The sequence below is a fragment of the Myxococcus sp. MISCRS1 genome, from assembly GCF_026626605.1.
Taxonomy (GTDB): Bacteria; Myxococcota; Myxococcia; order Myxococcales; family Myxococcaceae; genus Myxococcus; species Myxococcus fulvus.
Genome location: NZ_JAPNKB010000001.1, coordinates 5,680,885 through 5,690,139 on the forward strand (window position 1 = coordinate 5,680,885; position 9,255 = coordinate 5,690,139).

A 9,255-nucleotide genomic window follows, 5' to 3' on the forward strand; every position below is an offset into this window, starting at 1 on the left:
CAGATGCCTTGTGTCATCCGCCACGTGCAAGGGGGGCGCGACGGCGTCGAGGGCTCGGTGCCGTGGGCGTGACGACCCGCTTCGGGCTCGGCTCGACCGCCGCGCCTCCGCGTCGTGGGGCGACGGCGGACCTCCCCGCGAAGGGCCGGGTGACGGGTCATCGGCGTGGCCCCGTGGGCTGGGCTTCGATGGGACGCCGTGGCTGACCGCACCGTGAGAGGGCGTCGATGCGCTGAGCGGCCGTTCATTCGTTCAGGACTTCACGCTCGTCCGCTCGTTCTGGCCTTGTTGGCAATGGTCATGGAGGGGCCCCAACGGTTCCGATGAGGCTGTCTTTCGACGGTGTCTACATATGCGGGGCCTCAATCAATCCCTTGCGGGCTGGAGGCGCGCACTGCCGGTCGCCGTGGCATGTCGCTGTAAGTCCTTGATGGGAGGCTGTCAGACCGAGGGGCAGGCGTGTGGGACGTCTGGCGCTGAAGCCTGATAGTCATCACCCGGCAATGATCGGAACGCCTCGCATCCGGGGAGGGAACGTTTTTTCCCTCCTTCCGATAATGAGGTGTCGATTCAGAAGGAAAAGGGGAGCGCCATGAGTCTGGCACCTACGGGTGGAGCAGGGTCTTCGAGCGCGGCCGCGGCGGCCGAGGCACAACGCAGGGCGGCAGAGGCGGCGCGCAGAGCGGCGGAAGAAGCCCGTAGGGCAGCAGAAGCGGCACGCAAGGCGGCGGAGGCCGCGCGCAAGGCGGCGGAGGCGGCACGCAAGGCGGCGGAGGCCGCGCGCAAGCAGCAGGCGGAGGCGAAGAAGACGGCGGAGGCGGCGAAGAAGGCAGCGGAGAAGCCGGGCCAGAAGCCGGAGGACGCGAAGAAGACGCAGGCGGACGCGGCCGCGGCGGAGAAGGCGAAGAAGGCTGCGGATGAGAAGGCGGCCGCGGCGACGAAGAAGCTGCAGGCGGCGGAGGAGCAGGTGGCCTTGTCGGCGAAGAAGGCCGAGGAGGCGATGGGGAAGGCGAACACGGAGGCGGTGAAGGAGAAGAAGCCGCAGCCGTACAGCCAGAAGGACATCGAGAGCGTCAAGCCGAAGAAGAACGAGCTGGTGTCGGCGTTCGACGGGACGGCGCGCAAGGCGGAGCTGGAGAAGCTGCTGGGGACGACGGCGCCACCGCCGGAGAACTCGGTGAAGCCGGTGGAGGGAGAGAAGCCGCCGGAGGCGCTGGACGCGCTGGACGCGAAGGATTTGCAGGACGCGACGAAGCTGAAGGACGGGGAGAAGTACAAGGACCCGTCGTCAGGCGCGACGTACGACGTGAAGAAGAACGCGCTGACGGGCGACACGACGCTGTCGGACGCGAAGAGCGGGAACACCGTCACGGTGAAGAGGGACGGCAGCTACACGTCCACGGTGACGGCGAAGGAGAAGGGGAAGGAAGGGGCCACCGGCGAGACGACGTGGACGAAGACGTCGGACGCGCAGGGGAAGACGACGGGGCTGGAGTCGAAGAAGAGCCAGACGCAGCAACACCCGGAGACCGGTGCCACCACCACGTCGTCGACGACGAAGTACGACGTGTCGAAGTCGCCGCCGAAGATTCAGAGCCGCACGGAAGAAATTCGGATGGAGATGCCGCCGGCGTCGCTGGCGAACCGTCCCGGGACGCCGAAGGGCCCCGCGACGCAGACGACGCAGACGGACTACAACGAGTGGGGCATCCCGACCAGGCAGGTGAAGAAGACGGAGATCAAGACTCCGGGCTTCAACGCCGACGCGGTGAACGGCTTCGAGGCGGCGCAGAACAAGGCGCTGAACGACGCGTCGAAGGGTGAGGACCACCACAAGACGAACAACTCGCCGACGTCGCTGAAGCCGGGGGAGTCGAGCCTCACGGTGACGGAGGAGACGAAGTACAACGCCAAGGGCGAGCCGGCGGTCTCCACGCAGAAGACCGAGTCGGTGGCCACGCAGCCCTTGTCCTCCGACAAGAACGGCAACGGCGTGCAGGTGGTGCGCAATCAGCAGGAGGTGACGCGCGGCCCGAAGGACGCGGTGCTGACGGACTCGCTGCCGGCCGTGTCGCAGAAGACGCCGGGCAATGTCACCAGCAAGACCACCGTGACGGGGTATGACCCGGACGGCTCGCGCTTCGACGAGGGCCACGCCAATCGCACGCAGACCGTCTCGCAGTCGTCGGGCACGGTGGATGCGAACGGTCAGTTGCAGATGAAGCACCAGCCGACGGAGGTGAAGAGCCTCCAGGAGGCGGGTGACAACCGCTGGAAGTACGACCACGTCGGCTTCGATGTTGATGCGAATGGCCAGGTGAAGAAGGACCAGGAGCCGAAGGAGCTGGACAAGGAGCGTCAGCTCCCCTGGTACGAGGACGCGAAGGACTTCGTCACCGAGGGACTCGGGGACCTGGCCGGGATGGCCGGAGACTTCGCCAAGGATGCGCTGGGCTTCGCGAAGGACGTCGTCCTCAAGCCCATCGACATGGCCATCGACCAGATCACCGCCCCCATCGAGGGCGCGGTGGCGGACGAAATCAAGAAGCTCAACAGCCCGGGCGATACCATCACGCTGAGTGGCAACCTCGACGTGAAGGTCGGCCTCAAGGCCGGCATCGACGGCGAGGTCGAGGTCGAGAAGACCGCCGATGGGAAGTACCAGCTGTCCGCGGAGGTGACGGGTGATGTCGGCGTGGGCCTGGTGGGCTCGGCGTCGGTGTCCGCGGGTGGCCGCGTGGAGATGAAGTTCGACACGCCGGAGGAAGCGGCGAAGGCGGCGGTCATCCTGGGCAAGGGGCCCGCGGCGCTCGCGTCGGGTGGTGAAGACCACAAGTTCATGCTGGACCACCTGTCGGCGATGGAAGTGAACATCGGCGCCGAGGCGGAGGCGGGCCTGGGCGGCAAGTTCGGTCCCGCGAGCGCGGAGCTGTCGGCGAGCATCGGCGCGACGACGAGCTACCGGGTGGAGTTCGACAAGGGCAAGCCGACGAACCTGGTGCGCTCGATTGAAATCGAGGGCTCCGGCGCGGCGAGCATCGCGGGTGGCCTGAAGGGCAAGGCGGGCATCAACATCGGCGGCGAAGTGACGGGCTCCGTGAGCATGGAGACGTCGATTCCGCTGGATGCGAGCAAGGTGGACGCGAAGGACATGCTGGCGTTCATCGCGAGCCCGGCGACGGCGGCGTTCGCGGGGCCGGCGGAGACGAGCCTCTCCATCGAGGGCTCCGTGGACGCGGGCCCCGAGGGCCGCTTCTTCACCGCCGAGGTCAGCGGCCTGAGCGGCGAGGAGGTGCAGGCCATCACCAAGAACCTGGTCAACGGCAACTTCGACAACGCGTTCGAGGGTGTGAAGGTCGACGCGCAGTTCACCACGGGCTCGTTCAAGGACCGCGAGCTGGGCGTGGGCGCGAAGCTGGGTGTCGTGGACTTCGAGGTCAACGCGCGCCACCGCGACGTCACGGCCGAGGGTGGCAGCGGCGGTGGTGGCACCACGGTGAGCCTGGGCGGTCGTCGGCGCAATGGCACCAACGGCTCCGATGGGTCGAACGGCTCCAACGGGAGCAACGGCAGTGACGGCACCAACGGCTCGAACAAGCCGGGCTCGACGACGGGCACGGACCCGAAGCCGGGGACCACGACGACGGGCACGGACTCGAAGCCTGGGACCACGACGGGGACGGACACGCGTCCGGGCACGACCACGAACCCGGAGCAGGCGGGCCGTCCTCCGCAGAACCGCGTGGAGAACCGGCCCACCGAGTTCCGCGTGAATCCCGCGACGGGCCAGCTCATCCCGGTGCCGCGCACGAACGGTCCGGAGAACACGCGTCCCACGCAGCCCGAGGTGGGCACGGACAACACGGGCCGTCCGCCCGTGCCCGTGGTGCGCAACCCCGAGCTCAACGGGCGCACGACGCAGGTCCGCTACGACAACGGCAAGGTGCACATCGAGGCGGGCCCGGACGCGACGAAGGAGGACATCCAGGCGCACATGGAGACCGCGCGCGTCCTCCAGCGCTACGAGGGCACTCTCGGCAAGGTGCGCCAGCTCGTCGACAAGGTGAAGCAGGCCATCACCGGCATGCCGGGGTACGGCACGCAGGGCTTCGAGTCGCGGCTGGAGGTGCAGAAGCTCAACGGCATCCTCAAGAGCCTGGAGGCCACGCAGGCGCAGCTCAATCAGGCGGTCAACGGCGCGACGGGGAAGTCCACGCCCGCGACGGCCGCGCAGCTCAAGGACCTGGAGCAGCGCATCGCCAGCGCCGAGCGTCAGCTCACCGAGCACGCGGCGCAGGTGGATTCGTTGACCTCGGGCCGTGGCTACGTGGCCATGAAGGACGACACCTCCAAGCCCCCCGAGGAGCGGATTCGCGCGGCCCTGGAGAACACGCCCCCCCGGCTCTATCCGCCGGAGCTGCGTGAGCAGTTCACCCAGGACCCGAAGTTCCGCGAGTTCTTCACGTCGATGACTCCGGGTGAGCAGCAGGTCGCGCTCGAGCGCCTGTCCACGCGGCGCTACACGCCCGACCAGCTCACCACGGAGATGACGCGGATGCGTGAGCGGCTCTCCCAGGCCGCGGGCCCCATGAGCCAGGACGCGAACCCCGCGGACCGCACGCCCGAGCAGCGCGCCGAGGTCCTCCGGGACTTCCGCGAGGTGAACGGCAAGGCGGGCATCTACCAGACGTATGTCTCGGACTCGAACCTGGCCGCCAACCAGGCGCAGGTCACCGCCATCCGCGACAACCTGAACGCCTTCAACCCCGACTCGATGATTGTCGTGGAGCGCGGCGGCGCCTTCCTCGGCGACGTGCTGACGCACGGGGACCCGGGGCTGGCGGACAAGACGACGACCATCCAGAAGGCCAAGGGGACCCAGCCCTACGACAAGATCCGCGCGGAGCTGGAGCAGAAGATCGCCAACGGCGAGACGCGCTTCGCCTTCGTCGATGCCTACATGGGGGGTGGCTTCGCCAAGGGCCTGCAGAAGGTCCTGGAGGATGTCAGCAAGGCGCACCCCGACAAGGACCTGCAGTTCCGGGTCGCCTGGATGCGGGAGGAGCTTGGGTTCGAGGAGCAGGTCCCGTCCATCGGGAGTGATGACGGCCGTCCGACGCTGAGGCTGCCGAGCTCCGGGCTGCCGGACTCGGGGAACATCAGCCACCTGGAATTCAACGTGCCGCTCGTTATCGGGGATGACGCCCCCGCGCTTCAGGACACCCGCGTGCCCGGGCAATCGATTAAGATCTTCGACAGCGAAGGGCGGCTGAAGGTCGTGAATCCACGGGAAGGTGAGAGCACACGCGAGTTGATCATCCGCGTGCTCAACGGAGAGGACAGCTAAGTCATGGCGCTGGCATGTCGCGAGTATGTGACGCCCTATCGCGCGGGCACGAGGAAGGACGACTACGAGCGGCTCGTGGCGCTCAAGCAGGCGCTCGACCCCCTGCTGCAACAGCGCAAGAGCCTGCGCTTCAAGGCGAAGGCGTTCCACAAGGTGGAGGAGCTGGAGGATGAGCTGCTCGACCCGAAGGCCATCCTGAAGGTGTCCGGAGGCGAGCTGCCGGTCATCTGGTTGAACCTGACCTACACGCCCGGAGACGTGACGGCCGAGGCGCTGCAGCCGCTGGAGAAGCAGTTCAACCTGCGGCTGCTGGGCGAGTTCGTGGACGAGAAAGCGGTGTGAGCTTCACCGGAGTGCCCGGTTCCACCCGAGGCACTCCGCTGGACTCATCGTTCCTCATCGAGGCCCGGGCGGACTTCCTCCGCTCGGGCCTTCGTTCGTCGAGGGGCATATCTCGGCGAAGCGACCGCGCAGAATGGAGGCACGTCGCCTCGAGCAGGGCGTGAAGTGGCGCGGCCGGGCCTCACCGCCCGGTCGCCGCCACCTCGCTCCAAAGGCTGTCACCCTCGAGCACCGCGCCCAGCGGTGCTCGCCGCTCCGCTACACGCAGCAGCACGGCGGCGAGCTGGTCCAGGTGAATCGGGCGCAGCCCACGCAGCGGCTTCAGCTTCGCCAGCGTGCGCAGGATGGCGGGCGGGTGGTGGTACTCGCCCTCGAACGCGGGCGGACGCACCACCGTCCACGGGATTCCACTCTCGCGCACCAGCCGCTCCGCCTCGGCCTTCGCCTTCAGATACGCGCCCACCGGACGCCCCGCGCCCACCGAGCTCAGCAACACGATGTGGTCCACGCCCACGCGCCGGGCCGCCTCCACCAGGTGCCGCGTCGTGCCGATGTCGCTCGTCTCGTACGTGTCCCCGGACCCGAAGCGCTTGCGCATCGTCCCGATGAGCTGGAGCACCGTCGTGCTCCCCTTCATCGCCTCCGCCAGCTCGTCCCCGCGCGCCAGCTCCACCAGCGCCTTGCGCGGCCAGCTCTTCGCCGGCTCCGTCTGGGCGCTCTTCGGACGCACGTGAGCGATCAACGGCACGTCCCGCTCCAGCGCCTGCTTCACCACGTTGCGCCCCGTGGCCCCCGTGGCGCCAGCGACGAACAGAAGACGGGAGGGCTCGGTCATGGCGCGCGGACTCCGACAGACAAGAGGGGAAGAGGCCCGCTCTTTCAGCACACCGGCCCCCTCCTGCCCAGCCCCACGGCGCTCCACCGTGCTCAGCGAGACACCTGCCCCGTGTCCCCCACCTCCCGCGCGCGGGACAGGTCCTCCAGGAAGAACGCCTCCATCTGCCTCGCCGCGTCCAGGTCCTCCAACACCAGCGAGCCCTCCTCCAGGATGTTGAACGACAGCGGGTCGTAGTTGATGGACCCCACCAACACCAACCGGTCATCCACCAGCATCGTCTTCGCGTGCATCATCGACGGCTGGTACTCCCAGACGCGCACCCCCGCCTTCAACAGCGCGTCGTACGTCGCCCGCTGCGCCACCGTGACGAACTTCTGGTCGTTGATGTCCCCCGGCGCCAGCACCCGCACGTCCACGCCCGCGCGCGCCCGCTCCTGGAGCAGCTCCGACAGCGGCCCGTTCGGCGTGAAGTACGACTGCGCAATCCACAGCCGCTTCGTCGCCGCGCGCACCAGCAGCTGCGTCAGCCGCTCCGCCCGCGTCACCTCCGGGTTCGCCGTGCTCCCCACGAACGCCGCCCAGCCCTCACCCGCCCCATCCAGCCCCGGCACCGGCAGGGAGAGCGTGGGGAAGTCCTCCGGCGGCAACAGCTCCCCCGTCGTCTCCTGCCAGTTCTCCGCGAACGCCTGCTGCATCTGCTCCACCACCGGGCCCGTCACGCGCGCGTTCGTGTCGCGGTACTCGCGCTCACTCAGGCCGTTGCCCAGCCACTCGTCCTGGATGGCCAGTCCCCCGGTGACGCCCACCCGCCCGTCGACCACCAGCACCTTGCGGTGGTTGCGCGCCAGGTTCTCGTCCGCGGGCAGCGGGCGGAACAGGTGCGCCCGACACCCCGCCGCCTCCAGCCTCGGCTTCACCTCCGCCTCGAACCCCGCGCTGCCGAACGGGTCCACCATCACCCGACACGCCACGCCCGCGCGGGCGCGCTCGGCCATCGCCTCCACCATCCGGTCCGAGGCCCGCCCCGGCCGCCAGATGAACATCACCAGGTTCATGGAGACCTTCGCCCGGCGAACCTCCTCCACCATGACGTCGAACACGTCCCCGTTGTTCGTCCACGTCAGGTGGTTGCCCGGCGCCATGCGCACGCCCACCGTCTGGTAGAGCGCCACCGCGAAGTCCGGCCCGCGCGAGCCCACCTCGCCCTTGAGCTGGAACACCCGCGGCCGCTCCTTCGTGCACGCGACGGGACACCCCGTCACGGCCACCGCCGCCACCACCAGCCACGCCATCCACCACCGCATGCCCCTCCCAGCTAGGCACTGGCGGCCCCCGCTTCACCCCCGGGGACGAGACAAATGTTCACCGGAGGATGTCTCGACCCACCCAGGACCTCGGCAACCTGTCGGATGCGGCGCGCGCTGTCGACTGGCTAGCATGCCGACCGCCTTGGACACCCGCGAGCCGCTCGTCTTCCCCCAGAGCTTCGAAGGACTCATCCGCGCGCTGGGAGACCAGCTCGACGAGCGCTGTGTCGGACGGCTCAAGCAGGTGGGCGTCGACACCCAGGGCAAGCTCGCCCCCGCCTATCCCCTGGAGGTGTGGCTGGGCGCGCTCAAGGTCGCCGCCGACACGCTCGCCCCCCAGCTGCCCCTGGAGGAGGGCGCCGCCGTCGTCGGCCGCCGCTTCGTGGAGGGCTTCAGCGGGACGCTCATCGGCGGGGCGCTGCTCACCACCGTGCGCCTGTTGGGCCCTGAACGCATGCTGGCGCGCATGACGCGCAACCTGCGCACGGGCACCAACTACCTGGAGGCCACGCTGGAGCCCCGAGGGCCCGGGCACTACGCGCTCACCTGCCGCCCCGTCGTGGTGGCGGGCTTCTACGTGGGCCTGTTCCTGGCGGGCCTGGAGGCCAGCGGCGCTCGCCACCCCTCCGTGCAGGTGGTCCGTCGGCAGGGCGAGGAAGCGGTGTACGACATCGCCTGGAGCTGAGCGTCCCCCGCCGGGGCGTGATAGGGGAGCGGCGTCCATGTCCACGATGCCCCCTTCGTCCTCCGCCCGGTTCTCCGACACCCAGGTCCAGCTCTCCACCACGCTGCGCGCCCTGGCGGCGCGACTGCCCGAGTCGCTCACGGTGCGCGAGCTGATGCAGGCGTGCGGCGAGCAGGGCCTGCTGCTCTTCTGTTGCATCCTGACCTTCCCCTTCCTGCTGCCCGTGTCCATCCCGGGCGTCTCCACCGTGTTCGGCGCGCTCATCGTGCTCATCGGCGTGGGCGTGACGCTCAACCGGGTGCCGTGGCTGCCGCGCAAGCTGCAGGAGAAGATGCTGTCGCGCGCGTCGCTGCAGCCCGCGCTGGAGAAGGGCGCGGACGTGTTCACCAGGGTGGACCGGCTGAGCAAGCCGCGCCTGCTCGCGCTCACCCACGGCGCCAGCACCAACCGCTTCAACGGGTTCATGCTCTTCGTCGCCGGCGTGCTGCTGATGATGCCCTTCGGCTTCGTGCCCTTCAGCAACACCCTGCCCGCGCTGGCCGCGCTGTTCTTCGCCATCGGCATCCTGCAGCGCGACGGCTACGCCATCCTGGCGGGCCACGGCATGACGCTGGGCACCATCATCTACTTCGGCGCCCTCATCTTCGGCGCCGTCCAGGGCGGCCGCAGCCTGGCCAGCCTCATGGGCGGCTGATACTCCCGGTGGGTGGGCCTCCTGCCCCAGGGGGCAACGGGA

At 69.0% G+C, this 9,255-nt stretch carries 6 protein-coding genes; 4 read left to right on the forward strand and 2 right to left on the reverse strand.

Annotated elements, in window-relative coordinates:
* Nucleotides 1–592: 592 nt before the first annotated feature.
* Nucleotides 593–5,347: a YdeI/OmpD-associated family protein gene (locus tag OWM54_RS22530; protein ID WP_267698810.1), complete on the forward strand. Its 4,755-nt coding sequence runs from the start codon at nt 593–595 to the stop codon at nt 5,345–5,347.
* A 3-nt stretch (nt 5,348–5,350) separates the two neighbouring features.
* Nucleotides 5,351–5,689, forward strand: coding sequence for a hypothetical protein (locus tag OWM54_RS22535; protein ID WP_223785880.1), 339 nt, complete (start codon nt 5,351–5,353; stop codon nt 5,687–5,689).
* A gap of 181 nt (nt 5,690–5,870) precedes the next feature.
* On the opposite strand, the gene OWM54_RS22540 is transcribed toward OWM54_RS22535, so the two are convergent.
* Nucleotides 5,871–6,524: an SDR family oxidoreductase gene (locus tag OWM54_RS22540; protein WP_223785881.1), complete on the reverse strand. Its 654-nt coding sequence runs from the start codon at nt 6,522–6,524 to the stop codon at nt 5,871–5,873.
* A gap of 92 nt (nt 6,525–6,616) precedes the next feature.
* Nucleotides 6,617–7,831: a phospholipase D-like domain-containing protein gene (locus OWM54_RS22545; protein WP_223785882.1), complete on the reverse strand. Its 1,215-nt coding sequence runs from the start codon at nt 7,829–7,831 to the stop codon at nt 6,617–6,619.
* 133 nt (nt 7,832–7,964) lie between these two features.
* On the opposite strand from OWM54_RS22545, the gene OWM54_RS22550 reads away from it, so the two are divergent.
* Complete coding sequence (locus OWM54_RS22550) at nt 7,965–8,519, forward strand: DUF2378 family protein (protein WP_267698812.1); 555 nt, start codon at nt 7,965–7,967, stop codon at nt 8,517–8,519.
* Between the two features lie 37 nt (nt 8,520–8,556).
* Nucleotides 8,557–9,213, forward strand: coding sequence for an exopolysaccharide biosynthesis protein (locus OWM54_RS22555; RefSeq protein WP_223750868.1), 657 nt, complete (start codon nt 8,557–8,559; stop codon nt 9,211–9,213).
* Nucleotides 9,214–9,255: the final 42 nt, after the last annotated feature.

Bases quoted from the DNA above. Each gene is read 5' to 3' on its own strand.
- OWM54_RS22530 (WP_267698810.1), top strand. From the start codon at position 593: ATGAGTCTGGCACCTACGGGTGGAGCAGGGTCTTCGAGCGCGGCCGCG.
- OWM54_RS22535 (WP_223785880.1), top strand. From the start codon at position 5,351: ATGGCGCTGGCATGTCGCGAGTATGTGACGCCCTATCGCGCGGGCACG.
- OWM54_RS22540 (WP_223785881.1), bottom strand. From the start codon at position 6,524: ATGACCGAGCCCTCCCGTCTTCTGTTCGTCGCTGGCGCCACGGGGGCC.
- OWM54_RS22545 (WP_223785882.1), bottom strand. From the start codon at position 7,831: ATGCGGTGGTGGATGGCGTGGCTGGTGGTGGCGGCGGTGGCCGTGACG.
- OWM54_RS22550 (WP_267698812.1), top strand. From the start codon at position 7,965: ATGCCGACCGCCTTGGACACCCGCGAGCCGCTCGTCTTCCCCCAGAGC.
- OWM54_RS22555 (WP_223750868.1), top strand. From the start codon at position 8,557: ATGTCCACGATGCCCCCTTCGTCCTCCGCCCGGTTCTCCGACACCCAG.